Origin of the sequence: Pseudochrobactrum algeriensis, assembly GCF_018436245.1 — a bacterium.
Lineage (GTDB): Bacteria > Pseudomonadota > Alphaproteobacteria > Rhizobiales > Rhizobiaceae > Pseudochrobactrum > Pseudochrobactrum saccharolyticum.
On the sequence record NZ_CP075361.1, the window covers coordinates 1,011,719 to 1,037,262 of the forward strand.

The 25,544-nt window shown below is 51.1% G+C and carries 23 protein-coding genes; 18 read left to right on the top strand and 5 right to left on the bottom strand.

The window, feature by feature from the left end; all coding sequences use genetic code 11:
- Nucleotides 1-47: 47 nt before the first annotated feature.
- Nucleotides 48-2,096, bottom strand: coding sequence for a lytic transglycosylase domain-containing protein (locus KHQ09_RS06575; protein ID WP_213597189.1), 2,049 nt, complete (start codon nucleotides 2,094-2,096; stop codon nucleotides 48-50).
- 937 nt (nucleotides 2,097-3,033) lie between these two features.
- On the opposite strand from KHQ09_RS06575, the gene dapA reads away from it, so the two are divergent.
- Together dapA and smpB are read left to right on the top strand one after the other, a co-directional pair.
- Entirely contained in the window at nucleotides 3,034-3,918 is an 885-nt protein-coding gene (dapA, locus tag KHQ09_RS06580) for a 4-hydroxy-tetrahydrodipicolinate synthase (RefSeq protein WP_022711956.1), read from the top strand.
- A 234-nt stretch (nucleotides 3,919-4,152) separates the two neighbouring features.
- Nucleotides 4,153-4,629, top strand: a complete 477-nt coding sequence (gene smpB / locus KHQ09_RS06585; protein ID WP_213597190.1) for an SsrA-binding protein SmpB — start codon at nucleotides 4,153-4,155, stop codon at nucleotides 4,627-4,629.
- Between the two features lie 46 nt (nucleotides 4,630-4,675).
- Here the strand turns inward: smpB and KHQ09_RS06590 are convergent, their stop codons facing one another.
- Nucleotides 4,676-5,380, bottom strand: a complete 705-nt coding sequence (locus KHQ09_RS06590) for a uracil-DNA glycosylase (RefSeq protein WP_213597191.1) — start codon at nucleotides 5,378-5,380, stop codon at nucleotides 4,676-4,678.
- Between the two features lie 16 nt (nucleotides 5,381-5,396).
- On the bottom strand, nucleotides 5,397-5,969 hold the full coding sequence (locus KHQ09_RS06595; RefSeq protein ID WP_022711959.1) for a LabA-like NYN domain-containing protein: 573 nt from the start codon (nucleotides 5,967-5,969) through the stop codon (nucleotides 5,397-5,399).
- Between the two features lie 485 nt (nucleotides 5,970-6,454).
- Between KHQ09_RS06595 and rpoZ the strand changes: the two genes are divergently transcribed.
- The 11 genes from rpoZ (at nucleotide 6,455) to acpS (ending at nucleotide 18,662) form a co-directional block, all read left to right on the top strand.
- Nucleotides 6,455-6,856, top strand: a complete 402-nt coding sequence (gene rpoZ, locus KHQ09_RS06600; protein ID WP_022711960.1) for a DNA-directed RNA polymerase subunit omega — start codon at nucleotides 6,455-6,457, stop codon at nucleotides 6,854-6,856.
- A gap of 311 nt (nucleotides 6,857-7,167) precedes the next feature.
- Complete coding sequence (locus KHQ09_RS06605) at nucleotides 7,168-9,402, top strand: RelA/SpoT family protein (RefSeq protein ID WP_022711961.1); 2,235 nt, start codon at nucleotides 7,168-7,170, stop codon at nucleotides 9,400-9,402.
- Nucleotides 9,403-9,411: 9 nt separating this feature from the next.
- Nucleotides 9,412-9,990: an orotate phosphoribosyltransferase gene (gene pyrE, locus KHQ09_RS06610; RefSeq protein ID WP_022711962.1), complete on the top strand. Its 579-nt coding sequence runs from the start codon at nucleotides 9,412-9,414 to the stop codon at nucleotides 9,988-9,990.
- Between the two features lie 262 nt (nucleotides 9,991-10,252).
- Nucleotides 10,253-10,975, top strand: a complete 723-nt coding sequence (locus tag KHQ09_RS06615; RefSeq protein ID WP_028233878.1) for a helix-turn-helix domain-containing protein — start codon at nucleotides 10,253-10,255, stop codon at nucleotides 10,973-10,975.
- 153 nt (nucleotides 10,976-11,128) lie between these two features.
- Nucleotides 11,129-12,706 (top strand): peptide ABC transporter substrate-binding protein, encoded by a 1,578-nt coding sequence (locus KHQ09_RS06620; RefSeq protein WP_213597193.1) that lies wholly within the window; start codon nucleotides 11,129-11,131, stop codon nucleotides 12,704-12,706.
- Between the two features lie 200 nt (nucleotides 12,707-12,906).
- Nucleotides 12,907-14,487, top strand: coding sequence for a cytochrome ubiquinol oxidase subunit I (locus KHQ09_RS06625; protein ID WP_213597195.1), 1,581 nt, complete (start codon nucleotides 12,907-12,909; stop codon nucleotides 14,485-14,487).
- Between the two features lie 21 nt (nucleotides 14,488-14,508).
- Nucleotides 14,509-15,657 (top strand): cytochrome d ubiquinol oxidase subunit II, encoded by a 1,149-nt coding sequence (cydB, locus tag KHQ09_RS06630; protein WP_420801434.1) that lies wholly within the window; start codon nucleotides 14,509-14,511, stop codon nucleotides 15,655-15,657.
- A gap of 33 nt (nucleotides 15,658-15,690) precedes the next feature.
- Nucleotides 15,691-15,861, top strand: a complete 171-nt coding sequence (cydX, locus tag KHQ09_RS06635) for a cytochrome bd-I oxidase subunit CydX (RefSeq protein WP_213597197.1) — start codon at nucleotides 15,691-15,693, stop codon at nucleotides 15,859-15,861.
- Nucleotides 15,858-17,195 carry an oxygen-independent coproporphyrinogen III oxidase gene (gene hemN / locus KHQ09_RS06640; RefSeq protein WP_213597199.1) on the top strand — a complete coding sequence of 446 codons (1,338 nt, stop codon included), beginning with the start codon at nucleotides 15,858-15,860 and terminating at the stop codon, nucleotides 17,193-17,195. The genes cydX and hemN overlap by 4 nt, the downstream gene beginning before the upstream one ends.
- Before the next feature lie 490 nt (nucleotides 17,196-17,685).
- Nucleotides 17,686-18,267 carry a DUF2062 domain-containing protein gene (locus tag KHQ09_RS06645; protein ID WP_213597201.1) on the top strand — a complete coding sequence of 194 codons (582 nt, stop codon included), beginning with the start codon at nucleotides 17,686-17,688 and terminating at the stop codon, nucleotides 18,265-18,267.
- A complete protein-coding gene (acpS, locus tag KHQ09_RS06650) occupies nucleotides 18,264-18,662 on the top strand; it encodes a holo-ACP synthase (protein ID WP_213597203.1) in 399 nt (132 codons plus the stop codon). The genes KHQ09_RS06645 and acpS overlap by 4 nt, the downstream gene beginning before the upstream one ends.
- Nucleotides 18,663-18,701: 39 nt before the next feature.
- Here the strand turns inward: acpS and KHQ09_RS06655 are convergent, their stop codons facing one another.
- Nucleotides 18,702-19,151: a GNAT family N-acetyltransferase gene (locus KHQ09_RS06655; RefSeq protein WP_213597205.1), complete on the bottom strand. Its 450-nt coding sequence runs from the start codon at nucleotides 19,149-19,151 to the stop codon at nucleotides 18,702-18,704.
- 372 nt (nucleotides 19,152-19,523) lie between these two features.
- On the opposite strand from KHQ09_RS06655, the gene lepB reads away from it, so the two are divergent.
- The 4 genes from lepB to recO all read left to right on the top strand — a co-directional run bounded on the left by lepB (nucleotide 19,524) and on the right by recO (nucleotide 22,861).
- A complete protein-coding gene (gene lepB, locus KHQ09_RS06660; RefSeq protein ID WP_213597207.1) occupies nucleotides 19,524-20,309 on the top strand; it encodes a signal peptidase I in 786 nt (261 codons plus the stop codon).
- A gap of 54 nt (nucleotides 20,310-20,363) precedes the next feature.
- Nucleotides 20,364-21,068, top strand: coding sequence for a ribonuclease III (gene rnc, locus KHQ09_RS06665; RefSeq protein WP_213597210.1), 705 nt, complete (start codon nucleotides 20,364-20,366; stop codon nucleotides 21,066-21,068).
- A 110-nt stretch (nucleotides 21,069-21,178) separates the two neighbouring features.
- A complete protein-coding gene (era, locus tag KHQ09_RS06670) occupies nucleotides 21,179-22,123 on the top strand; it encodes a GTPase Era (protein WP_213597212.1) in 945 nt (314 codons plus the stop codon).
- 12 nt (nucleotides 22,124-22,135) lie between these two features.
- The gene (recO, locus tag KHQ09_RS06675) at nucleotides 22,136-22,861 is read left to right on the top strand and encodes a DNA repair protein RecO (RefSeq protein ID WP_075654596.1); all 726 of its coding nucleotides are present in this window, start codon (nucleotides 22,136-22,138) and stop codon (nucleotides 22,859-22,861) included.
- On the opposite strand, the gene KHQ09_RS06680 is transcribed toward recO, so the two are convergent.
- A complete protein-coding gene (locus tag KHQ09_RS06680; protein WP_213597214.1) occupies nucleotides 22,862-24,094 on the bottom strand; it encodes an MFS transporter in 1,233 nt (410 codons plus the stop codon).
- 367 nt (nucleotides 24,095-24,461) lie between these two features.
- Between KHQ09_RS06680 and nadA the strand changes: the two genes are divergently transcribed.
- Nucleotides 24,462-25,538: a quinolinate synthase NadA gene (gene nadA, locus KHQ09_RS06685; RefSeq protein WP_213597216.1), complete on the top strand. Its 1,077-nt coding sequence runs from the start codon at nucleotides 24,462-24,464 to the stop codon at nucleotides 25,536-25,538.
- Nucleotides 25,539-25,544 lie beyond the last annotated feature (6 nt).

The window sequence follows — 25,544 nt, forward strand, 5'->3', positions numbered from 1 at the left end:
GACTGCGCGGCTTTTTTGATAGTAGTTTCCAGAAATGACCGGAAAGTTTAACCGCGCCGGCCGCTTATCAAATCCTGCTGAATATTGGCATTGCCATAGAGACGGGATTTATAGACGGCGTAATTCTCCATCACCCGCTGCACATAGTTGCGGGTTTCTGTGTATGGGATACGCTCAATCCAATCGACAACCTGATCGAGATTCTGCCCGCGCGGATCACCATATTTGACAATCCATTCACTGGCGCGTCTCGGGCCTGCATTATATCCGGCAAAAGTCAGGATATAGGAGCCGTTGAAACGCTCAATCTGTTCGCCGAGATAATGCGCACCTAAAGTAGCATTATAAGCGGCATCAGTGGTCAGGCGCTTGTCGGAATAAGCAAGACCTGCGCGCTGGGCAACGCCTTTTGCCGTGCCCGGTAACAATTGCAGCAGGCCGCGCGCACCGGCGCTGGAAACTGCGGAAATGTTGAATTCACTTTCCTGACGGGCAATCGCATAGGCGAGGGCGGCGCCGGAGCCTTTAATATTTGCATTGGCCGGAATGGCGCCTGTCGGATGAGATAATGCTCCGACATCGAGACCGCGACCGGCAGCGATCTTGCCGACGCGCAGTGACAGGTAATGATTGCTGTTGCGTTCAGCCATGACAGCGAGAAGCGCCAGTTCACCTGTGCTGCTCAGTTCTTGCGCCATATTGATGTACAGGCTCTGCGCGCGATTACCATAACCGATGGATTCCAGACGGCGGATTGCACGAACCGGTTCGCGGCTGTCAAAACGTTCACGATCTGCGGCGCTTGGTTTCGGATAAGGCAGCTGCAGAACATTATTGCCAAGTTTGGCTGCCGCCAGCTGACCGTAGAACGATGTACCGTAATAGGATGCGCGCTGATACATCTGCTTTGCATTGCCGCCACCACCGGATTCTGCGGCACGACCCATCCAGTAATAGGCGCGGGATGCAGACATCGGACGCGAGGAAATTTCAGCAATACGGCTAAAATGTTTTTGCGCGGTAGAGGCATCATTTAACGCACGCAGAGCATACCAGCCCGCATGGAATTCTGCATCTGCAGCCATTGTCGGTGTTTCAGCACTGTGAGCGGCGGCTAAGCGATATGCAATTTGCGGCTTGCCGATATCCAGTAATTCACGAGATAAAACGCGGCGTTCAATCCACCATGCATCCGGATCAACCAGTGATCTTGCATCACGCGGTGCCTTCAGCATCAGATTGGCGGCTTCCGTATAGCGCTCGGAGCGGCGCAGATACTGGATTTTTGCAAATAAAAACGCAGGATTTGACTGCCATGAACTATGAACAGCATTAAGCTTTTGCGCCGCATCCGGTGCACGTTTGTTCACGGCAGCAAAGGCGGCATAAAGCGATTCCGCATTGGCTGATGCGGCTAAACGCGATGCTGATGACAGACGGTTATCATACAACATGCGCAGAAAACGTGTCTGATGATCTTCTTTGGTCAATACGCCGGAAAATTCACGCAAAATCAGCGTTTCATCTTTTGTATCAAGCTTGGCGCGTGCCCACCACGGCGCAAGCAACTGGCGTGCCTGTGCGCGGTTCCCGCTGGCGAGATAAGCGCGACCCAGCAGGATCATACCTTCGGTGGTCTGCGGTTTGCGATTTCCGAGATAGGAAATCACGGTGCCGGCAGGGGCATTTTCACGGTAAAGCGCCCGTTCTGTGTTGCGCTGAACTGTTGTCATCCCAGGCCAGTCACGCAGTTCCGCGGCGGCAGCAACATAGTCAGCACTCGACAAGCCGTCTGCACCGGACAGAGCCAGAGCCCATGTCAGGATATGGCGGTCGAGATCACTGGCGGACATACCGTTGCGGATTGCCAGCGCACGGCGTGCATCTTTTGAAGACAGGGCATCCAGTGCGGTTTTCAGGCTGCCGCTCATGGCGGCCGGTGCCTGCGCACGTGGTATAGTGGCGGTGGTTGTCGGATCCGGCCGCATCATCGGCGCGGGCATATTGCGCATCGCTGTTGGCGCAAAAGGGCGCAGCAATGGCGTTGGCACATTTTCAGCTTCCTGCGCACCGGCTGTCAGCACATTTCCTGCCATGCTTGCACTTAAAAGTGTAAGGGCTAAAAAAAACTGATCTGGTCGCTGTCCGAAAAGTGCAAATTTACGCATTACAAATCCGTTATAACCGTGTTGAAGCAAATTTAAGGCAGATTATTAAGATATCCGAGTGAAAACTGAGAGTTATAGAAATGTCGCTCTCAGTGGTCAGAGGTTCTGAATATGCTGTTGAATGCTGCCGGTCTTCTGTACTTCCAATTATAGGTCAGACCTGTGAAGGCAATGTTAATGAAGCCTTACCTGAAAGACGGGTTGATATCGTTTTTAATCATAAATTCATCGTGATTTGCGCCCCAATTTTGCCGGTATTGACTGTTGTTTCTCAGAAGAACGGGGATGAATTGCAAATCACTTGCTGACAGGTTTTCGTCGCTATGTATAAAACATTTCGTCGGACTGACGAAATGCGCGTTTATTTTTATCATAGTGATGAAATGCCTATGAATATGCGTAAATTTGCTTGATGCAGCAGTTTTGCAGGACTATGGTGCAGCACTTTTCACGAACAGGTGGTGGTGCCATCATTCTGTACGCGGCTGCGAGGCCTGTATGGATGGTCGTTCTATGGCATTTGTAGTGAATATAATAACATTCTTATAGGCTGTATATTAGAAACCATCATATATGCGGTTTGAAATTGCATACAGGCAGCGCAGGGCTTTTTTGATTTTGCAAAATTGGAAATTGCCGGAGATGCGGGGCTGATATTATCAGTCCGGATTTTCCTCTGCGTCACCTGATCTTCAATATTAGAGCGTGTGTGTCCGATCGGGTGCACAAAACCCGCTCTAACACTTTAAAATTAGAGCATACTATTCCGGGATTGCAAATCCGGCGTAATAAACTGCATTATCGGTCGATTTTTCGCTGATATGTAATTCATATTAAAACACAGGCAAACTTTTGGGAGTACCCGATGCTTAAGGGCTCAATCACGGCTATCGTCACACCTTTTACAGAGCAGGGTGGTTTTGACGAAAAAGCGTTCCGTGGCCTTGTAAACTGGCAGATCGAGGAGGGGACGCATGGCTTTGTACCGGTTGGTACAACCGGCGAAACTCCGACACTGTCCCATGATGAGCATAAACGGGTAATCGAGGTTTGCGTTGAAGAAGCGAAAGGCCGTGCGCAGGTTATAGCCGGTGCCGGTTCTAATAATACAGTTGAAGCCATTGAGCTTGCCCAGCATGCGCAAGGTGCTGGTGCTGATGCTGTTCTGGTTGTGACACCTTATTATAATAAGCCAAATCAGCGCGGGCTTTATGCGCATTTTTCCGCTGTTGCCAAGGCGATTTCTATTCCGCTGGTGATCTATAATATTCCGGGACGCTCAATCATTGATATGACACCGGAAACTATGGGCGCGCTTGTACGCGATCATAAGAATATTGTCGGCGTGAAAGATGCAACCGGCAAAATTGAACGTGTTTCCGAACAGCGCGCAACTTGCGGTACAGACTTCATTCAGCTGTCCGGCGAAGATGCCACGGCTCTGGGTTTCAATGCTCATGGTGGTCGCGGCTGTATTTCCGTAACATCCAATATTGCACCGCGTCTTTGCGCGCAGTTTCAGGAAGCCTGTCTGGCCGGTGATTATGCAACAGCACTGACAATTCAGGATCGTTTGATGCCGCTGCATAAAGCGTTGTTTATGGAGCCGAACCCTTCAGGCGTGAAATATGCGCTGGCACGTACCGGACGCATTACCAATCACCTGCGCCTGCCTTTGATGCCTGTTGAAGCTGAAACTGCAGAGAAAATCGATGCAGCGCTGCGTCATGCAGGTTTGCTCAATCAGTAATTTTGCGCAATCGGCACAACTAAACAGTTTACGCTGTTTATTTTGCTGCAAATCATCTATCGCCTGCCGGTACATGAATATTGAACCGGCAGGCTTTTTTATATTCAGCTTGTTGCAGTTTAAGCCGGAAAAGCTCTGGATTCTAAAGTGGTCGCATTATCACGGTCGTCAAGTTCATCCAACTTGACTGTGAAATGCTCTAGTAAAGTTGCGGATCAGATATATATTGCTGCCATGAATACGAAAAAAAATGCACCTGTACGCAAAGTCATCGCAGATAACCGCAAAGCGCGTTATAATTTCGAGATACTTGAAGTGATTGAAGCGGGCCTCGTTCTCTCGGGAACCGAGGTTAAATCTTTGCGCTCCAATCAGGCGAATATCGCTGAAAGCTATGCCAGCTTTGAGAATGATGCGTTCTGGCTGATTAATTCCTATATTCCTGAATATACGCAAGGCAATCGTTTCAATCATGATCCGCGGCGGTTGCGCAAATTACTCCTCAGCGAGAGAGAGACTGTGCGTCTGGCCAATTCCATCGCCCGCGACGGGATGACAGTTGTGCCGTTGAAGCTCTATTTCAACGAGCGTGGCCGTGCGAAGCTCGAAATCGCTCTGGCACGCGGTAAGAAACTGCATGACAAGCGCGAGACGGAAAAGAACCGCGACTGGAATCGTGAAAAATCACGATTGCTCCGTGATCGCGGGTAATACCCGAAATAAAAAGCCCTGTCTCAGACAGGGCTTTTTTAATGTCTCACTTCCGGGGATTATCGTTCAGATAATCGCGCACATTGCTGAATACATTACGGAACATGGCTTCCGTGAGAACACCGGTATTCGTGTTGTAGCGCGAGCAGTGGTAGCTGGAAAAAATGCGCAACTGTCCGATATCAGTTTGCGCGCCGTGGCCGAATTTATGTTTTGAGACCGGCTGGCCAAGGGCGCGGATTGTCGATTGATGGGCAATGGTGCCAAGCGTGACAATCGCCTGCAAATTTGGCAGGCCGGTAATGAACGGCGATAAAAACTGGCGGCAGGTATTGATCTCGGCGCCGGTCGGTTTGTTTTCCGGCGGCACGCAACGAACAGCATTGACGATAGCGCAATCATTCAGCGTCAATGTATCATCAGGCCGCGCTTCGAAATTGCCCTGAGCGAAGCCATAATCTTTCAATGTGGAATAGAGTAGCTCACCGGCATAGTCTCCGGTAAAAGGGCGGCCGGTGCGGTTGGCACCGCGTAAGCCCGGTGCAAGGCCGATAATCAGCAGGCGTGCCCGTTCGGTAAAAGCGGGCAGGGTGGTGGTGCAAACCGCTGTTGCACTGTTCTGCGGATCTGTCGGCAGAAATGCAGGAACCGGAGCATTATGCCATGACGGCTCATTGCCCCGCCAGACTTGAATAAAGTCGTGAAGGCGGGGGCAGAAAGCGCAATCGCGGGATGGTTCCGGATACTGCAAAACAAGTCAGAAGAGCTTAGTACAGCTCTTCTTCCTCTTCAAAACGGCGAGCCGGACGCTCAGAGGCTTCGCGGCTGATTTCAGACTTCAGGGTCACCAGATCAAGGAAATGGTCTGCCTGACGGCGCAGCTCATCGGAAATCATTGGCGGCTGTGTTGTGAGGGTTGAAACAACGCTCACTTTGCGGCCACGACGCTGCAATGCTTCCACGAGGCAGCGGAAATCGCCGTCGCCGGAGAAGATTACAAAATGATCGACGGTTTCAGTCAGTTGCATGGCATCGACAGCAAGTTCGATATCCATATTGCCTTTTACCTTGCGGCGGCCGGTTGCATCAGTAAATTCTTTGGCAGCTTTGGTAATGACCTTGTAGCCATTATAATCAAGCCAGTCGATCAGGGGGCGGATGGATGAATATTCCTGATCTTCAACAAGTGCAGTATAGTAATAAGCACGCAGCAAGTAACCGCGCTTCTGAAAAGCTTTCAACAATTTGCGGTAATCAATATCAAAGCCAAGTGTCTTGGATGCAGCGTAAAGATTGGCGCCATCGATAAAAAGCGCGATTTTTTCGCGTGAATCAAACATTTTGATAATTATCCATTCTTCAGCAAATAATATTTTGCTGATTAATTGTCCGCACTTTTCAATTTTTAGTTTTGAAAAAGCCTCTCCTAGTTTGCGTTCTAAGGCGCATCTACAGAAAGGCAAGCAATCACAGGTTGTTTTTATTGCCGTATTTGGAAAAGACAGGGAAAATGTGTGATTAAGATATCACAAATATCATATAAATGAAATCTATTCATTTGGGAGCAAGAGTATAAACGATTTAGAGGACTTTATTGCAGCTTTTTCAAAGCCCGCAGAACAGCGTGGATTTTAAAAGATCGGGAGCGATTCTGTGGGGTTTTATGACGGAAAAATGAAGTCTCAAGGCTATGTGAGCTGTGTTTGCGCACAGATATGGAAAATCAAAACCGCTCTATGTGCGCTTTTGCTTGTTTTTTGTGTCAAGTGGCGTTATGGAAATCGGGAATTCCTGAATTAATTTTGAGATATGAAAGGGGCGATCTATGGCCCGCGTTACCGTTGAGGATTGCGTTGACAAGGTAGACAACCGCTTTGAGCTGGTTCTGCTTGCCAGCCATCGTGCACGTCAGATCTCTCAGGGCGGTCAGATTACCATTGATCGCGACAACGATAAAAACCCGGTTGTTGCGTTGCGTGAAATCGCTGACGAGACCCTGTCACCGGGCGATCTGAAAGAAGACCTGATCCACTCGCTGCAGAAGCATGTGGAAATTGACGAACCGGAAGCACCGGCACCGTTGCAGATCAGCGGCGCTCTGGACGAGCTGGGCGGCGAAGTTGTTGTCGGCGCAGAAGACATCGTGACATTCGACAGCATGAGCGAAGAAGATCTGCTTGCTGGTATCGAAGGTCTGGTTGCACCGGAAAAGAGCGACGATTACTGATTTTTGTTGAGGCGCTTTAAGCTGTTTCAACAGATATCCGGCATTGTTTTCAGATTGCCGGTGTCAGTAAAGACCGGATTATTAAAGCGCTGCAGATCATTCTGTGGCGCTTTATTTTGTGCGCATCAGGCTATTCATTCGGCTAGCCGTTAAAATGCCGCATGAAAAATGCCGGTAGATGCCGGATTATTATATGCTTTAAAACCTGTAGTGCTTTGTGCCGGTTGCGTTTTACAGTAAATTCCGGAGTCGTGACGCCGGTGTCGCTATGTATGATTTGTTTGATGCGCGGGTAAGAGGAGTGCAGGCTGATGATGCGCCAATATGAGCTGGTTGAGCGGGTGCAGCACTATAAGCCTGATGTGAATGAGGCGCTGCTGAATAAGGCTTATGTTTATGCGATGCAGAAACATGGCAGTCAGAAACGTGCGTCCGGCGATCCTTATTTTTCCCATCCGCTGGAAGTTGCGGCAATCCTCACAGATATGCGTCTTGATGAGGCAACCATTGCCATTGCGCTGCTGCATGACACAATTGAAGATACTGACGCGACCCGCGCTGAGATTGACCAGCTTTTCGGCCCTGAAATCGGCAAGCTGGTTGAAGGTCTGACCAAGCTTAAAAAACTCGATCTGGTTTCCAAAAAAGCCGTACAGGCGGAAAATCTGCGCAAACTTCTGCTGGCGATTTCCGACGATGTGCGTGTGTTGCTGGTGAAACTGGCTGACCGTTTGCACAATATGCGCACCCTTGGCGTGATGCGCGAAGACAAACGTCTGCGCATTGCCGAAGAAACCATGGATATTTATGCGCCGCTGGCTGGCCGCATGGGTATGCAGGATATGCGCGAAGAGCTGGAAGAGCTGGCCTTCCGCTATATCAATCCGGAAGCATGGCGCGCGGTGACTGACCGCCTTGCGGAACTGATGGAAAAGAACCGTGGTCTGCTCAGCAAGATTGAGACAGATCTGGCGACGCTGTTTGCCGAAAAAGGCCTGCATTCTGATGTTTCCAGCCGGCAAAAAAAGCCATGGTCGGTTTTCCGTAAAATGGAAACTAAAGGCCTGTCTTTCGAGCAGCTGTCCGATATTTTCGGCTTCCGTGTCATCGTTGATAATGTTGATGATTGTTACAAGGCGCTGGGGATTATTCACCGCACATGGTCGATGGTGCCGGGGCGTTTCAAAGATTATATTTCAACGCCGAAGCAGAATGATTACCGTTCAATCCACACCACAATTATCGGGCCGTCCCGTCAGCGCGTAGAGCTGCAAATCCGCACTCGCGCTATGGATGACGTGGCGGAATATGGTGTGGCAGCTCATTCGATTTATAAAGACGGCCGCAGCAATACGGTGCCAACCGCGATTTCCACGGAATCCAATGCCTATGCATGGCTGCGTCGTACGATTGAGGCGCTGTCCGAAGGTGATAATCCGGAAGAATTTCTCGAACATACCAAGCTGGAACTGTTTCAGGATCAGGTTTTCTGCTTCACGCCGAAAGGTCGCCTGATTGCGCTGCCGCGCGGTGCAACGCCGATTGATTTTGCCTATGCGGTGCATACGGATATTGGCGACTCCACTGTTGGCGTGAAGATCAATGGCCGCATGATGCCGCTGATGACCGAGCTTAAAAACGGCGATGAGGTGGATATTATCCGCTCCAAATCGCAGGTTCCGCCTGCGGCATGGGAATCCATTGTGGTTACCGGTAAAGCGCGCTCGGCAATCCGCCGTGCAACCCGTGCTGCTGTTCGCAAGCAATATTCCGGTCTGGGTATGCGTATTCTGGAGCGAGCATTCGAACGCGGTAATAAGCCGTTCAGCAAGGATTTGCTCAAGCCTGCACTGGCACGGCTGGCGCGCAAAGATATTGAAGATGTATTTGCCGCGGTTGGTCGCGGTGAGCTGGCTTCCGGCGATGTGCTGAAAGCGGTTTATCCGGATTATCAGGATACGCGCGTTACAACGGGTAGTCCTGCGAAAACCGGCGAGAAGGGCTGGTTTAATCTGCAAAATGCTGCCGGTATGATCTTTAAGGTACCGGAGGGTGGTAGCACTGAGGATGTGCAAAAGCAGGCGGCAGCGCAAAATCATGCTGTGCCGATCCGCGGTGCGAATTCGGATTTGCCGGTGCGTTTCGCGCCGGAAGGCGCTGTTCCGGGCGATCGTATTGTCGGTATTTTGCAGCCGGGTGTCGGGATCACGATCTATCCGATCCAGTCTTCTGCACTGACCGCCTATGATGACCAGCCGGAGCGCTGGATTGATGTGCGCTGGGATATTGACGGCGAAATGCATGAGCGTTTTCCTGCCCGTATCTCTGTTTCCGCCATCAATTCACCGGGCTCACTGGCAGAGATTGCACAGGTTATTTCGGTCAATGATACGAATATCCACAATCTTTCCATGGTGCGAACAGCGCCTGATTTTACAGAAATGATTATGGATCTTGAGGTTTGGGATCTCAAACATCTCAACCGCATTATTACGCAATTAAAAGAAAGCGCCTGTGTGAGCGATGCACAGCGCGTTAACGGATAAGAGGCTTCTATGAATACTGAAGATGTGCTGGGCGTGTTTCGTGAGGCAGGTGCCATTCTTGAAGGGCATTTTATTCTGACTTCCGGTCGCCGCAGCCCTGTTTTCCTGCAAAAAGCGCGGGTGTTCATGCATGCCGACAAGACGGAAAAACTGTGCAAAGCGCTGGCTGAAAAGATCAAAGCCGCTGATCTCGGTCCGATTGACTATGTGGTCGGTCCTGCAATCGGCGGTCTGATCCCGTCTTATGAAACCTCGCGCCATCTCGGCGTGCCATCGATCTGGGTCGAGCGTGAAAATGGTGTTTTCAAACTGCGCCGTTTCGAACTGCCGGAAGGCTCCCGCGTTGTGATCGTGGAAGATATTGTGACCACCGGCCTGTCTATCCGCGAGACAATTGACACGCTGCGCGATTTGAAGGCGGAAGTTGTGGCTGCTGCCTGTATCGTTGATCGCTCGGCAGGTAAAGCCGATGTGGGCACCAAGCTGATCGCACTGGCTGAATATGAAGTGCCATCCTACGATAAGGATAATCTGCCGCCGGAACTGGCTGCACTTCCTGCTATCAAGCCGGGAAGCCGTAATATCTGAGCTAAACCATGACGCTCTGCTCGTTTTCAAAGCGTTTTTTGACGCAGGGCGGAGCGGGATATGGAAATTTCTGAACATTCATGCCATGAGGAACATATTCTTCGTGGCATGAACAGTTGTCGGCTCGCCTCTTTAAATTATTGTTGCGCATAAATCCCGTCGGGTACCAGAGCATTTCGCAGAAAAGCGGGCACCGGTTTTCCGATAACGACAAGTGTAAAAACAAGGCATCATCGTGGTTTCAGTTCTTACAGCTCAGACAATGCATAGCCAGCGTCACCGTGACCCGTGCGGAGCCTGCGTTGATTGTGAAGTGCGTAAAATGGCGATCTGTGCTGCTTTGCAGGATGATGCGCTGCATGCGCTGGAGGCAATCATGTCTTCACGTAAGCTTGAAACCGGTGAAATGCTGGTGGAAGAGGGTGCGCCGAAGCTGAAAGTTTTCAGCCTGACTTCCGGTCTGCTGCGTTTGTTTACATTGCTGCCGGACGGCCGCCGTCAGATTTCCGGTTTTCTCTATCCGGGCGATTATCTCGGTCTCGCCGATGACGGGACTTATTCCCAGACGGCTGAAGCTGTTGTGCCATCCACATTATGCTGCTTTTCCGTAAATGAGATGGACGAGCTGATGGATCAGCATCCTGCATTGAAAGACCGGCTCTATGTGATGACGCGTGAGGCTTTGCGCCAGTCGCGGGATAATCAGCTGGTGCTCGGGCGTCTTGCACCTGTTGAGAAACTCGCCTCTTTCCTGCTGGTGCTCTCAGCACAGGCGAAACGTGTCGGCCATCCGGACAATCCGGTACATTTGTCGATGAACCGCACGGATATTGCAGATTATCTCGGCCTGACCATTGAAACTGTCAGCCGTTGCTTCACAAAATTGCGCACTCAGGGTCTGATTCATCTGCCGGATGCCAATACGGTGAGCATTCTCTCGCATCGCTCGCTTTCAGCCGTTGCCGGTACTGAATTTAAAAGCTGATCTCTGATAATTTTAAGAATGTGTCCTGCGTTTGCCCCCTAAGGCAGACGCAGCTTTTTGCATTTTATTGGGATTTTCCTGAACCCGCGCTCGCGTAATATCGGCGCGGGATTTTTATTCATGTCTTTATTTTATTGATTGAGGAGGGGCTATATGCGCCGGTCATTATTGATTTCTAGTCTGTTGATCTCTGTGTTCAGTACATCTGCCAATGCCGAAATCATTTTAAATCGTGGCAATAATGGCGATCCGTCCTCGCTCAATCAGCAGCTGACATCAACGGTCGATGAGGCGGCGCTTCTCGCCGATCTCTATCAGGGGCTGGTGATGGAAGATGCCAAAGGCGCAATCCTCGCCGGTGTTGCACAATCATGGGAAATGTCACCGGATGGCGTGCGCTATATTTTCCACCTGCGCAACAATGCAAAATGGTCGAATGGTGATCCGGTTACCGCGCAGGATTTTGTCTATTCTTTCCGCCGTATTATGAACCCGCTTACAGCCGCACCTTATGCCAATGTGCTGTTTCCGATCAAAAATGCCGAAGCAATCTCCCGCGGACAGCTGCCGCCCGAGCAATTGGGCGTGGAGGCACCGGATGATTATACGGTGAAGTTCACACTGAAAGCGCCGACGCCCTATTTTCTGCAATTGATGGCACATCACACGGCACTGCCTTTACATCGCAAAAGCGTTGAAAAATACGGCGAAAAATTCACCGCTCCCGGAAATCTGGTGAGCAATGGTGCCTATCAACTGACCAGTTTTGTGCCGAATGACAAAATCATCATGAAGAAAAATCCCTATTATTATGATGCGGATAAGGTCAAAATTGATGTGGTGAACTGGCTGCCTTTTGAAGACCGTTCCAGTTGTATGCGCCGGTTTGAAGCAAAAGAGGTGCAGGTCTGTGCCGATGTGCCTGCCGAGCAGATGGATTATGTACGCAAGAGATTTGGCAGTCAGCTGCGCATTGCCCCGCAACTGGGCAGCTATTTTCTCAATATAAAGGGAGAGGACGGCAGCCCGTTGAAAGATATGCGTGTGCGCCGCGCTATTTCGATGGTGATTGACCGTGATTTTATGGCCAGAGAAGTTTGGCGCGGGACAATGCTGCCATCCTATTCTTTAGTGCCGCCGGAAATTGATAATTATATCAGCGGCGGGGTACGTCAGGATTATGCCAATCAGGATATTCTCGACCGTGAAGACAAAGCGAAAGAACTCCTGAAAGAGATAGGTATCGAGCCGGACAGTCTGACGGTTGAACTGCTTTATAATACGTCCGAAAATCATAAAAATGTCATGGCTGCCATTGCGGATATGCTGAAAAATATCGGCATCAGGGCAAAGCTGAATGAAATGGAAGGCACGACCTATTTCAATTATCTGCGCGAAGGCGGAAAATTTGATCTGGCAAGGGATGGCTGGATCGGGGATTACAGCGATCCGCAAAGCTTTTTGTTTCTCTATAAAAGTGACAGTAGTTTCAATTATGGAAAATGGTTCAATAAAACCTATGACGCTTTGCTGGATAAGGCCACAGTGACAACCGATCTCAGAGCGCGTGCGGTGATGCTGGCCGATGCTGAGCGCCTGTTGCTTCAGGAGCAGGTTGTCATTCCGCTTTTTACCTATGCGTCACGGGCGCTGGTTTCAGATCAGCTGGAAGGCTGGCACGATAATCTGAATAATGTCCACGCCACACAATGGCTGTCGCTGAAGCCATAGGCACAGACAAATTTTGAGCAAAGGGCGGGGCATTTCCCCGCCCTTTTTTGTTTCACAGCCATTGATCCAGATCAATGCGCTTTTTCACACCTTTGTTACACCAGCGATAAGGGAGGACGATCCGTTTGCAGAAAACGGATCCGGCAAGCTGCTTTCCCGTTGCGGAGCGGCGGTTATCCGAATGATAAAAGGCTGGAAGTATGATTGACTTTACTGTCGTTGATTTGTCGCGATTGCAGTTCGCTGCAACGGCGATGTATCATTTTATTTTTGTCCCCCTGACGCTCGGCCTCTCATTATTGATGGCGATTATGGAGAGCGTTTACGTCATGACCGGTCGCGACATCTGGCGTCGCATGACCATGTTCTGGGGTGTTTTGTTCGGCATCAATTTTGCCATGGGCGTCGCCACAGGGATCGTGATGGAGTTTCAGTTCGGTATGAACTGGAGCTATTACAGCCATTATGTCGGCGATATTTTTGGTGCGCCGCTGGCTATTGAAGGCCTGATGGCGTTCTTCCTTGAAGCCACATTTATCGGCCTGTTCTTTTTCGGCTGGGCGCGTCTGTCGCGCGTGGCGCATCTGGCCGTCACATGGCTGATGGCGCTTGGCGCCAATTTCTCCGCTTTGTGGATTCTGATTGCCAATGGCTGGATGCAAAATCCGGTCGGCGCGGTTTTCAATCCTGATACAATGCGTATGGAAGTCACAGATTTTATGGCTGTGCTGTTCAATCCGGTTGCACAGGCAAAATTCGTGCACACGGTGAGCGCCGGTTATGTGACCGGTGCCATGTTCATCATCGCGATCAGCAGTATCTATTTGCTGCGCGGTAAGCATGTGGAACTGGCAAAGCGTTCTGTGACCGTTGCCGCTTCTTTCGGTCTGGCTGCTGCTCTCTCGGTCGTCGTGCTGGGTGACGAAAGCGGCTATGTGGCCACCGAACAGCAGAAGATGAAAATCGCTGCGATGGAAGCTATGTGGGAAACAGAGCCTGCACCGGCCGGTTTTAACCTGTTCGCCATTCCGGGTGACGGCAAAAACAGCTACGAAGTGCATATTCCTTATGTTCTCGGCCTCATTACCACCCGCAGTCTGACAACAGAATTGCCGGGCATCCATGATCTGGTGGATATGGCTGAAAAGCGCATTGAAAATGGTATCAAGGCTTCTGTTGAGCTGGATCGTATCCGGACCAATCCGAATGATGCTGAAGCCCGCGAGGCCTTTAAGGCCAACTGGCATGATCTCGGCTATGGCCTGCTGCTGAAGCGCTATCGCGATGATATTCAAAACGCCACACCTGAAGAAATCCGCAAGGCTGCGGAAGATACAATTCCGAGTGTCGGCACTTTGTTCTGGTCGTTCCGTGTCATGGTGGCGCTGGGCTTCTATTTCATCGCTTTTTTTGCAATTGCCTTTGTTCTGGCGAGCAGACATCGCATCAATGAACATACCAATCGTGCGCTGCTTAAAATCGCTGTGTTCTCACTGCCTTTGCCGTGGATTGCGATTGAAGCAGGCTGGATCGTTGCGGAATATGGCCGTCAGCCTTGGGCGATTGAGGGTGTGCTGCCGACATTCTATGCGGCTTCCAATCTCACTATGACTGATCTGGTCATCAGTCTTGGTTTCTTCCTGACCGTCTACACCACTTTGTTATGCATCATGATCTGGCTGATGGTTCGTACCGTCAAAGCCGGACCAAAAGAACCGGTACGCCCTGATGTCGATATGGCACAGGATGCGGCCATCCTGAATATGCAGAACAACGGTTAATCAGGCGAAAGGAGCAAGATAATGACAAATATTCCTTTAGATTATGAAACAATGCGCCTGATCTGGTGGTTGCTGCTCGGTGTTCTGCTGATCGGTTTCGCGATCATGGACGGTTTTGATCTTGGCGTGGGCACTCTGTTGCCTTTCGCGGCTAAAACCGATGAAGAGCGCCGTATGCTGGTCAATCTGATCGGCCCGACATGGGAGGGCAATCAGGTTTGGCTGATCCTCGGCGGCGGCGCGATTTTTGCTGCATGGCCTGCACTTTATGCGGTGTCGTTCTCCGGCTTTTATCTGGCGATGATTGCCATTCTGCTGGCGCTGATCCTGCGTCCGGTCGGGTTTAAATTCCGCAGCAAAGTGGAAAATACCGCATGGCGTTCCACATGGGACTGGGCACTGTTTATCGGTGGTTTTGTGCCGGCGCTGATCTTCGGTGTGGCAGTTGGTAATGTGCTGCTTGGTGTGCCGTTCCGTTTTGATAATGCGATGCGCATTTATTATGACGGCAATTTCTTCGGCCTGCTGACACCTTTTGCACTGCTATGCGGTCTGGTCAGCCTGACCATGCTGGTTGCCCATGGTGCGACAGTGATTGTTGCCCGTGTTCCGGGTGTTGTGGCTGAACGGGCACGCAGCTTCGGCAAGATTGCAGCGCTGCTCAGCGTGGTTCTGTTTGCACTTGCCGGTGTGTGGCTTGCTTTCGGTATCAATGGTTATGTGGTCACTTCCGTGCAGGATGTTGCGGGGCCGTCCAATCCGATGCTGAAAACCGTAACAACCGGCTCCGGTGTCTGGCTGGAAAACTACACCAAACATAGTTGGATGCTGATTGCGCCTGTGCTTGGCTTTGCCGGTATGGCTCTGAGCTTTATCGCGCTGCATTGCCGCAAAGGTACGCTGGCTTTCTTGTGCAGCAGTGCCGGTATTTTCGGGATCATCAGCACAGCGGGCGTGTCACTGTTTCCGTTTCTGCTGCCAAGCTCGGTCATGCCAAATGCAAGCCTGACAGTGTGGGACGCATCGTCCAGCCACCTGACCCTGTTCATCATGCTCATCGCGACAGTGATCTTTCTGCCGCTCATTCTTCTCTATACCAGCTGGGTCTATAGCGTGATGCGCGGCCCGATTACTAAAGACAGTGTCGATAATACGCCTAATGCTTACTAACCCTTTGAAGAGTAAAGAAAAAGGAACAATGAAATGTGGTACTTTTCCTGGATCCTTGGATTGGGACTGGCCTCTTCCTTCGCAATTTTCAATGCCATGTGGTTTGAATTGCGCAATGACGTGCTGGTGCGCGCCAAAGCGTCTGCGCCGGAAATGAAACTGAACGAACAGGCAGCTGTTGCCGGTAAAGGACAAAAAGTATGACGGAGATTGCGGCAAGACATTATGCTTCTCTTGCCGTACCCCGCTATACATCTTATCCGACTGCTGCGGATTTCTCTCCGGCAGTCGGGAAAGATCAGTATGAGGCGTGGTTACGGCGTTTGAGACAGGGGGAACCGGTTTCTCTCTATCTTCACGTGCCTTATTGCCGTGACCTTTGCCACTATTGCGGCTGTCACGCCAAGATCGCGCGGCGTGATACCGTAATTGAGGCCTATGCCGATATATTAATCCGCGAAATTCGCCAAGCGGGGCAATATCTGACTGAACGCCCGAAAGCCGTGCATCTGCATTGGGGTGGTGGCACACCAAGCATTTTGGGTGGTGAGGGCATTGCCCGTATCACGCAGGTGCTGCGTGAGCAGTTCGATTTTGCTGATGATATGGAACATGCTATCGAGCTTGATCCGCGCAAAGTTGACAAGAAACTGTGCCGTGATCTGGCGCAGGTTGGTGTCAACCGTGCCAGCCTTGGCGTGCAGGATCTTAATGCGGATGTGCAGCAGGCCATTGGCCGTGTGCAGCCGATTGAGCAGGTTGAATCTGCGGTCAACTCGCTATGGCAAGTCGGTATATCCAGCCTGAACTTTGATCTTATCTACGGCCTGCCTTTGCAAACGGTCGCTACATTGCGTGAGACTTGCAAACGTGTGGCGGCATTCCGTCCGAGCCGTATTGCCTGTTACGGTTATGCGCATCTGCCTGCGCGCCGTGCCAATCAGCGGCTGATTGATACCAGCCTGCTGCCTGATGCTGATGCCCGTTTTGAGCAGGCGCAGATCGTCGGTGAGACATTCATGGCCATGGGCTATGAGCCGGTCGGCATCGATCATTATGCCCTGCCATCTGATACATTGGCTGTGGCCGCAAAAGCCGGACAATTGCGACGCAATTTTCAGGGCTATACGGATGATGACTGCCCGACACTGCTCGGTTTCGGTGCATCGTCTATCTCGCAGTTCCGCGAAGGCTACACGCAAAATATTGCCGATATCGGCCAGTATAAAGCTGCGGTGCTGTCAGAACGGGCACCGGTAACGCGTGGCTATGCATTTAACGATTCTGACCGCTTGCGGGCGCAGATCATTGAAAAGTTGATGTGCGATTTCCGTGTCGATCTGAATGATGTCGCAGCAGGTGTGAATTTTTCTGATGAGCTGGCATTGCTGCGCCCGCTGGCTGCCGATGGTATTGTCACGGTGCAGGGTTCATTGATTGTGATGGCACCGGAACATCATTCGCTGGTGAGGCTGGTCGCAGCAGTATTTGATGAATTCCGCAAGGAATGTGCACATAGTTTTAGTATGGCCATATAAAACCGGCCAGGTTTCAGCATGGCCATCTGATTTTGGCCATGGAAAGAGCTTCGCATTAGCCGCGGGGGCGCGGGCAGATGCGGAGAGGGCAGAGACTGCAGGCTGAAGGGGTAAGCTTCAGCGCGGATTTTGCCTGCAAGAGGCATCGCCTGATCAGCCACGGGGGCGCGGCGGATCAGTGCGATGCTTTTTTGTATTTAAAAGGGCAGTGCAGATGATGTGTAAAACTGCCTGATATTATTGGAAAAACTACATTTTCGCGGGACATAAAATCCCGTCTCATGATGCATTATTCAGGCGGCATACTACCTCTTGCCGCATTGCTGCTGTGCTTTCCTCATGCGATAACTATTTGAACTGTTAAAAAAGTCTTAATTCTCGTATAATTGAGATAGCTTCACGGGAGTTTCCCGCCTATGAAGCGAAGCAGTTATGTCTGTGCATCAATGCAGATATACTCAGATTTAGTTAAGGATGGTGGCAGAAAGTCATGTTGTTCAGACGCAGAGAACCCTTGAGTTACAGGGAGCGCCTTCGCACAATGATCTGGCCGCGCCGTTCTTTCTCGCGCTCAATGCGCTATATGGGCAAGCGGATCACCCGTATTACTGCCAGCCCTCATGCGGTTGCGGCAGGTCTGGCCGTTGGTGTTTTTGCGGCTTTTACCCCGTTTTTCGGCTTTCATCTTATTCTTGCGATTGTTCTCGCTTACCTCATTGCCGGTAATATTGCTGCCGCTGCGATTGGTACGGCATTGGCAAATCCGCTGACAATTCCGTTTATCTGGGGCGGCACCTATGAAGTCGGCCGGATGATCGTTGATGAAAACGGTCAGGCACAGGCTTTGCCTCTGACCCGAATTCTGGAAAGCGAAATTTTCAAGCAGATGAGTTTTGCTGAACTGTGGCAGCCGATTTTGAAGCCGATGCTGTTCGGTTCTCTGGTGCTTGGGCTTGGTTGTGCGCTGGCTGTTTATGTGGCAACGCGCTGGGCAACGATCAGCTATCGTCATAAGCGCCTGCAGCGTATTTCATTAAAGAAAACTCTGGCAGAGCAGGGCGCTTCCCGATGATTATTGGTATCGGCAGTGATCTGATTGATATCCGCCGCATTGAAAAAACACTTGAGCGTCACGGCAGCCGCTTTACGGAGCGGGTGTTCACGGAGCGCGAGCGTGCCAAGGCTGAAAGCCGTAAGCGTCAGGCGGATACCTATGCCAAGCGTTTTGCCGCCAAGGAAGCCTGTTCCAAAGCTCTGGGTACCGGCCTGTCTCACGGTGTTTTCTGGCGGGATATGGAAGTGATTAACCTGCCCTCCGGCAAGCCGACTATGCACCTCACCAATGGCGCTGAAGTTCGTTTGTACTCTATGATGCCGGAAGGCATGAAGCCTGTTGTGCATCTGAGTATTACGGATGAATATCCGATGGCGCAGGCTTTTGTGATTATTGAAGCCGTACCGGCTTAAAAGCAGCGCCCGCTTGATAGATACGGGCGCTTTCGCACATCACAGCATTTTGCGATATTGAATGAAGCCGGATTTATCGGCAACGCGGTCATAGAGCACCATCGCATCCGTATTGGTCTCATGGGTCAGCCAATAGACGCGTGAGCAGTCTGCTTCCGCTGCAGCTTGATAAACATGCTCAATCAGTGCGCGGCCAAGGCCTTTGCCGCGAACATCCGGATTAACGTAGAGATCCTGCAAATAGCAGTAACCGCCTGTCGACCATGTGGAGCGGTGGCGGATATAATGTACAAAACCAGCAATCTTATCGTCAATAATTGCCAGCGCACCATTCATAGGTTCATTCGCATCCAGCAATCTTTGCCAGCTTAAATCGGTGACGTTGTCGGCAATGCTGGTCTTATAAAAATCCTGATAGGCTTTCCATAAAGGCAGCCATGCTGCTTTATTCTGTGCTGTGAAGAGACGGATTTCCACTGGCTGAGACATGATTATGTTTATTCCCCTGCGTTTTATGCAACGTCCGATCGTCGTTTTATAATGGCATTCGGGCGCTGATTTATGAACATTACGCCAGAGAATACATCATGTCTGTTTGATGATAACCAGAGCGACAGAGCCGGTAAATGCAATAATTTGAACAATTTTCAGGCTCAAAGCTGTCGGCATTTCAGTCGTGAATCGCAAACGAAAATATCAAGAGCCGGTATGGGCTTTTTTACTCAAAAACCGGCATAGGATGCGGGTTTTATGCAACGCAAGCGGGGCGCAGTCCTTTGAGTTGCGAGTTCCTGATTGCTTCATGGCTTTGTAGAGGTTAAGAGTCGCACAATAAACGCGCAGAAGCGGAGAAAACCCAGCTTGTCTAACAAGAATGAAGTAAAAAAGTCCGGCGGTGTTGGTGAACTCGTCAGTATTATTGTGCAGGCTTTGCTGCTGGCACTTGTGATCCGTACCTTGCTGTTTCAGCCATTCAGCATTCCGTCCGGCTCGATGCGTCCGACGCTTCTGGAAGGTGATTATCTGTTCGTTTCCAAATATGCCTATGGCTATTCGAAATATTCCCTGCCGCTGTCACCGGATCTGTTTGAAGGCCGCATCTGGGGTGCTGAGCCGAAACGCGGTGATGTTGTTGTATTCAAGCTGCCAAGCGATACCAATATTGACTATATCAAACGCGTAATCGGCTTGCCTGGCGATAAGATTCAGGTGCGCGACAGCGTTGTTTATATCAATGATGTGGCCGTACAGCGTGAGAAGGTTGGCGAGATTGCCAATCCTGACGTGACCGATGAAAACCGTCCGATTGAAGTCTATCGTGAGACATTGCCGAATGGCATTTCTTACGAAACGCTGGACGTGAATCCGAATGCTATGGGCGACAATACGCGTGTATTCGAGGTGCCTGCCGGTCATTATTTCATGATGGGCGACAATCGCGATAACTCGCTGGATAGCCGCTATTCTGTAGGATATGTGCCTTATGAAAATCTTGTTGGCCGTGCCAATGTGATCTTCTTCTCCATTTCCGGAAAATACAGCCCGCTTGAACTGTGGCGCTGGCCAACCAATCTGCGGTTCGACCGCTTGCTGAGCTGGGTCGGAGCAACGGAAAATCCTAAATCCGTTGTAACGACAAATAACTGATGTGTGTTTTGACGAAATTAAACAACAATAAAGCTGCCGGTCAGGAGCCTGATAATGGTTTCTGATCGTCGGCGTATAAAAATACTGGAAGAAAAAACCGGTCATAGCTTTGTCGATCATGCGCGCCTTGAGCGCGCATTGACGCATTCCAGCGCACGGCCGCAATCCGGCTCCAATTATGAGCGGCTGGAATTTCTCGGTGATCGCGTTCTAGGACTGATTATTGCGGAAATGCTGTTTGCGGCTTTTCCCGATGCGCCGGAAGGTGAATTGTCCGTGCGCCTGAATGCGCTGGTCAGTGCTGAAGGCTGTGCGTCCGTTGCCGATGAAATCGGTCTGGGCGATCTGATTGAAACCGGTTCCGATATCAAAAGTCTCAATGACAAGCGCCTCCTGAATGTGCGCGCCGATGTGATTGAAGCACTGATTGCCACGATTTATCTGGATGGTGGTTTAGAGGCGGCACGTGGTTTTGTGCTGAAATACTGGGAGCCGCGCTCCAGAGTGAGCGATGCGGCGCGCCGTGATGCTAAAACTGAATTGCAGGAATGGGCACATCAGCAGGGCAAGCAGCAAGGCAAATTGCAACCTGTTTACCGCATTGTCAGCCGCACTGGTCCCGACCATGAGCCCGTCTTTGTGGTGGAGGTGGCAATTTCCGGTTTCCAGCCGGCAACCGGAACAGGACGTTCCAAACGTATTGCCGAGCAGGATGCCGCTGAAAATCTGCTGCACCGCCAAGGCGTCTGGCAGAAATAACTGATCTTATAAAATTTCCGTATTTGCGCTAAACTTAAATAAAGCTCGTTAAACCTGCGCAGGTTCTTCAGAGCATTTCCGATACAGCGCTTGGCTTAAAAGAGATAAAAATGACTGAAATCAACCATCCGCAGGGTGAAAGCACAACCACAGCAGAAGCACAGACCCGTTCGGGTTTCGTGACGCTGATTGGTGCGCCGAATGCGGGCAAATCCACTTTGGTGAACCGTCTGGTCGGCACCAAAGTGTCGATTGTGACCCATAAGGTGCAGACCACCCGTGCTCTGGTGCGTGGCATTATCACTGAAGACCAGACACAGATCGTGCTGGTTGACACACCGGGTATCTTCAAACCAAAGCGCCGTCTTGACCGCGCTATGGTGACAACCGCATGGGGCGGTGCCCGTGATGCCGATCTGGTGCTGATCCTGCTCGATGCGCAGGGCGGTCTGAACGAATCCGCTGAGGCTCTGTTGACCAGCCTTGAAAACACGCGTCAGAAGAAAATTCTAATCCTCAACAAGGTTGATCGTGTTGACCCGCCAAAGCTGCTGGAACTGGCACAGGCTGCCAATGAGAAAGTGAAATTTGAAAGCACTTTCATGATTTCGGCACTGAACGGTTCGGGCTGTAAAGATCTGCTGAAATATCTGGTCGCCCAAATGCCTTACGGCCCTTGGTATTATCCGGAAGATCAGATTTCCGATATGCCGATGCGTCAGCTTGCTGCGGAAGTGACCCGTGAGAAACTCTATCTGCGCTTGCATGAAGAACTGCCTTATTCCTCAACGGTAGAAACCGAAAAGTGGGAAGAGCGCAAAGACGGTTCGGTGCGTATCGAACAGGTTGTTTATGTCGAGCGCGACAGCCAGAAGAAGATTGTTCTCGGCCATAAAGGCGAGACGATTAAGGCAATCGGTCAGGCATCCCGCAAGGAAATGTCTGCTATTCTCGAGCAGCCGGTTCACCTGTTCTTGTTTGTGAAAGTGCGTGACAACTGGGGCAATGATCCTGAGCGTTACCGTGAAATGGGTCTGGAATTCCCGAATTCCTGAGGTTAACTGATTATGGAGTGGCGCGACGAGGGCATCATTCTCGGCACAAGACGGCACGGCGAGAGCAGTGCCATTGTGGAGGTGATGACTCGTGCCCATGGCCGCCATATGGGTGTGGTGCGCGGCGGCCGCTCCAAGCGTATGCAGCCGATGCTGCAGGTCGGCAATCATGTTTCGCTACATTGGTGGGCTCGGCTCGATGAGCATCTGGGGTCTTACCAGATTGAACCTCTGAGCTTTTCCGCAGCGCGGCTGATTGATCTGCCGGTGGCGCTGTTCGCTATTCAGCTCGCGGCAGCGCATTTGCGTCTGCTGCCGGAGCGTGACCCGCATGAAAATCTCTATGAGACATTGCAGCTCTTGCTGGAGCATTGTGACACGCCGGTTGCTGCCGGTGAGTTGCTGTTGCGTTTTGAGCTGATGTTGCTGGAAGAACTGGGCTTTGGCCTTGATCTTAAAAGCTGTGCCGCAACCGGCGGTACCACTGATCTGATTTATGTCTCGCCGAAAAGCGGACGCGCCGTGTCCCGCGATGCCGGTGCACCTTGGGCAGACCGGTTGCTGGCGATGCCGGAATTTGTTTGCAATTCCCGTGTCAGAGCCGAGACTGTTCCGGATATTTGCACGGCGTTTAAACTGACCGGTTTTTTCTTCACCCGTCATGTATGGGAGCCGCGCGGTCAGCAACAGCCGGAGTCGCGCTCCGGCTTTATTTCTGCTTTAAATCGGGCAGCTTAATCAGGCTGCTGCGAGGGCAGGGCGCTGTACTGCTGTTTCACGGATCGGCAGATGGATAAGCGCCGCAAACAATCCGAGAATAATGCTCAGCCACCATACGGCATCATAGCTGTTATAAAGCTGGTAGAGCGTGCCGCCCAGCCAGACACCAATGAATGAGCCGATCTGGTGTGAGAAGAACACCATGCCGCCGAGCAGGCCGAGATGGCGTGTGCCGAACATCGTGGCGACAAGACCATTGGTCGGCGGTACGGTTGAGAGCCAGAGCAGTCCCATAATAGCAGAGAAAATCAGAACACTGGTGCCGGACTGCGGCAACAGGATAAAACCGGCCACCAATATGGAACGCAGCAGATAGATCAGCGCCAGCATTTTCGGTTTGGAATGGGTCTGGCCGAGGAAACCTGCACCAAGTGATCCGATAATGTTGAAGAAACCGATCAGCGCCAGTCCCCAGACCGCATAATGCTTATCCACGCCGATATCGGAAATATAGGCCGGAAAATGCGTGGTGATGAAAGCCACCTGAAAGCCGCAGACGAAAAAACCGGCAGTCAGAAACAGATAGCTTTTGTGGCTCAAAGCTTCTTTGAGCGCCTCGGAAACAGTCTGCTTGGCATTGGTGTCCGGCATCCGTGCATTGGAGGCATTTCCGCGCAGCGGGATGGCCAGCAGTGGCACCAGCAGCATAGCAACACCAAGCCAAACCAGCGCATCCGACCAGCCGAAGCGTTCAATCAGACCCAGCGAAATCGGTGCAAAAGCAAACATACCGGCAGAACCGGCTGCGGTACCAAGGCCAAATACCAGACTGCGCTGCTGTGCGCTGACATGGCGGGCAAAGGCAGAAAGAATAATACCGTAAGAACCGGCAGCAACACCAAGGCCAACCAGCACACCGCCACCGATATGCAGGGCAATCGGGGCATCCGCATGTGCCATCAATAGCAGGCCGGATGCATAGAAAATACCGGACATCAGCAACACGCGCCACGAACCATATTTATCGGCAATCATACCAAAGATTGGCTGACCGGCACCCCAGAACAGGTTTTGCAATGCCATAGCCAGACCATAGGTGCTGCGATCCCAGCCCTTGTCGCCGATGATCGGCAGCTGGAAAAAACCCATGGCCGAGCGCGGGCCAAAGGTCAGAAAGGTGATAAGACAACCGGCGATAATGATCAGCCAGGGCATGGAGGGGCTTCGATAGTCTTGCGAGCGAGTGGACATGCTGTGCGTTCTTTCAGCGGAGATGCCGGTAAATCTATTGTGTAATAGTGATTACAATATTTTTTTTACACTTGAAAGAGGCTTGAGTGCTAACGCACTGTTTGAATAGCTTACTTATTGATTTTTAAGCCTTATCAAAAATTACTTGGGTTCCGTTTTCACATACGCTTTTGACCGGTTGATTAATTTTACTCACTTTGAGCAAAATAATTCCTTGTCATGAAACTGTAATAGGCATAAAGATTCGCGCCACGGTTTAACCGCTTTTATTTTTCAAATCTTTATACTCATTTTGAGTATAAGTGATCGGGTGGCGGTTAAGGGGAACAGGAGAGGGCAGTTTTACCACTGCTTTATGAGGCGTAATATGACGACAGCCACCACAAAAGAGAACCTGAATAAAGGTGAAATCCGCAGCGCAGCAGAACGTTTCGGCGTTTTGGAAATGCCGTCTCTGGACTATACACCGGAGATCGCTGCAGAAACCGAGCATCTCTATCAGCGCGTGGCGCATCATATTCCGCGCATCGAGTGGCCTGCCTATGCGCCTTATGTGGCGGCGATCAACCGTATCAAAAAACAGCGCAATGCCGTTATCCTTGCTCATAATTATCAGACACCGGAAATCTTCCATTGCGTGGCGGATATTGTCGGCGACAGCTTGCAGCTGGCGCGTGAAGCTGCCCGTGTCGATGCCGATATTATCGTGCAGTGCGGTGTGCATTTCATGGCGGAAACCTCAAAACTGCTGAGCCCTGAAAAAACCGTGCTGATACCGGATATGAAGGCAGGTTGTTCTCTGGCTGAATCTATCACCGGTGCCGATGTGCGTCTGCTGCGTGAAACCTATCCGGGCGTGCCGATTGTCACCTATGTCAACACCTCTGCCGATGTGAAGGCCGAGAGCGATATTTGCTGCACCTCTGCCAATGCTGTGCAGGTGGTGGAGAGCTTCGGTGTTGACCGCGTGCTGTGCATTCCTGATGAATTTCTGGCGCAGAATGTTGCGGCTCAGACTTCCGTTAAAGTGCTGACATGGAAAGGCCGTTGCGAGGTGCATGAGCGCTTTACGGCAGAGGAACTGCTGGCGTACCGCGCTGCTGATCCGTCGGTGCAGATTGTTGCCCATCCGGAGTGCCCGCCTGAAGTGGTGGCGGTGGCTGATTTTGCCGGTTCCACCAAAGGTATGATTGACTATGTGCGCGACAATCGTCCGGCCAAGGTGATGCTGGTAACCGAATGTTCCATGGCTTCCAATATTGCGGCAGAAGTGCCGGAGGTGGAATTCGTCAAACCGTGCAATCTCTGCCCGTATATGAAACGCATTACCCTGCCGAAAATTCTCGACACGCTGGTGAATATGAGTGGTGAGGTTTTTGTTGACGCAACAATGGCTGTCAAAGCGCGGCAGGCTGTTGAACGTATGATCAATCTGAAAAACTGATGGCGT

Excerpts from the sequence above, each read along its gene's own strand:
- KHQ09_RS06620 (WP_213597193.1), top strand. The coding sequence starts at position 11,129 with ATGCGCCGGTCATTATTGATTTCTAGTCTGTTGATCTCTGTGTTCAGT.
- cydB (WP_420801434.1), top strand. The coding sequence starts at position 14,509 with ATGACAAATATTCCTTTAGATTATGAAACAATGCGCCTGATCTGGTGG.
- rpoZ (WP_022711960.1), top strand. The coding sequence starts at position 6,455 with ATGGCCCGCGTTACCGTTGAGGATTGCGTTGACAAGGTAGACAACCGC.
- smpB (WP_213597190.1), top strand. The coding sequence starts at position 4,153 with ATGAATACGAAAAAAAATGCACCTGTACGCAAAGTCATCGCAGATAAC.
- KHQ09_RS06655 (WP_213597205.1), bottom strand. The coding sequence starts at position 19,151 with ATGTCTCAGCCAGTGGAAATCCGTCTCTTCACAGCACAGAATAAAGCA.
- KHQ09_RS06625 (WP_213597195.1), top strand. The coding sequence starts at position 12,907 with ATGATTGACTTTACTGTCGTTGATTTGTCGCGATTGCAGTTCGCTGCA.
- pyrE (WP_022711962.1), top strand. The coding sequence starts at position 9,412 with ATGAATACTGAAGATGTGCTGGGCGTGTTTCGTGAGGCAGGTGCCATT.
- hemN (WP_213597199.1), top strand. The coding sequence starts at position 15,858 with ATGACGGAGATTGCGGCAAGACATTATGCTTCTCTTGCCGTACCCCGC.
- era (WP_213597212.1), top strand. The coding sequence starts at position 21,179 with ATGACTGAAATCAACCATCCGCAGGGTGAAAGCACAACCACAGCAGAA.
- dapA (WP_022711956.1), top strand. The coding sequence starts at position 3,034 with ATGCTTAAGGGCTCAATCACGGCTATCGTCACACCTTTTACAGAGCAG.
- KHQ09_RS06605 (WP_022711961.1), top strand. The coding sequence starts at position 7,168 with ATGATGCGCCAATATGAGCTGGTTGAGCGGGTGCAGCACTATAAGCCT.
- acpS (WP_213597203.1), top strand. The coding sequence starts at position 18,264 with ATGATTATTGGTATCGGCAGTGATCTGATTGATATCCGCCGCATTGAA.
- recO (WP_075654596.1), top strand. The coding sequence starts at position 22,136 with ATGGAGTGGCGCGACGAGGGCATCATTCTCGGCACAAGACGGCACGGC.
- KHQ09_RS06615 (WP_028233878.1), top strand. The coding sequence starts at position 10,253 with ATGCATAGCCAGCGTCACCGTGACCCGTGCGGAGCCTGCGTTGATTGT.
- KHQ09_RS06680 (WP_213597214.1), bottom strand. The coding sequence starts at position 24,094 with ATGTCCACTCGCTCGCAAGACTATCGAAGCCCCTCCATGCCCTGGCTG.
- cydX (WP_213597197.1), top strand. The coding sequence starts at position 15,691 with ATGTGGTACTTTTCCTGGATCCTTGGATTGGGACTGGCCTCTTCCTTC.
- rnc (WP_213597210.1), top strand. The coding sequence starts at position 20,364 with ATGGTTTCTGATCGTCGGCGTATAAAAATACTGGAAGAAAAAACCGGT.
- nadA (WP_213597216.1), top strand. The coding sequence starts at position 24,462 with ATGACGACAGCCACCACAAAAGAGAACCTGAATAAAGGTGAAATCCGC.
- KHQ09_RS06575 (WP_213597189.1), bottom strand. The coding sequence starts at position 2,096 with ATGGCAGGAAATGTGCTGACAGCCGGTGCGCAGGAAGCTGAAAATGTG.
- KHQ09_RS06645 (WP_213597201.1), top strand. The coding sequence starts at position 17,686 with ATGTTGTTCAGACGCAGAGAACCCTTGAGTTACAGGGAGCGCCTTCGC.
- KHQ09_RS06595 (WP_022711959.1), bottom strand. The coding sequence starts at position 5,969 with ATGTTTGATTCACGCGAAAAAATCGCGCTTTTTATCGATGGCGCCAAT.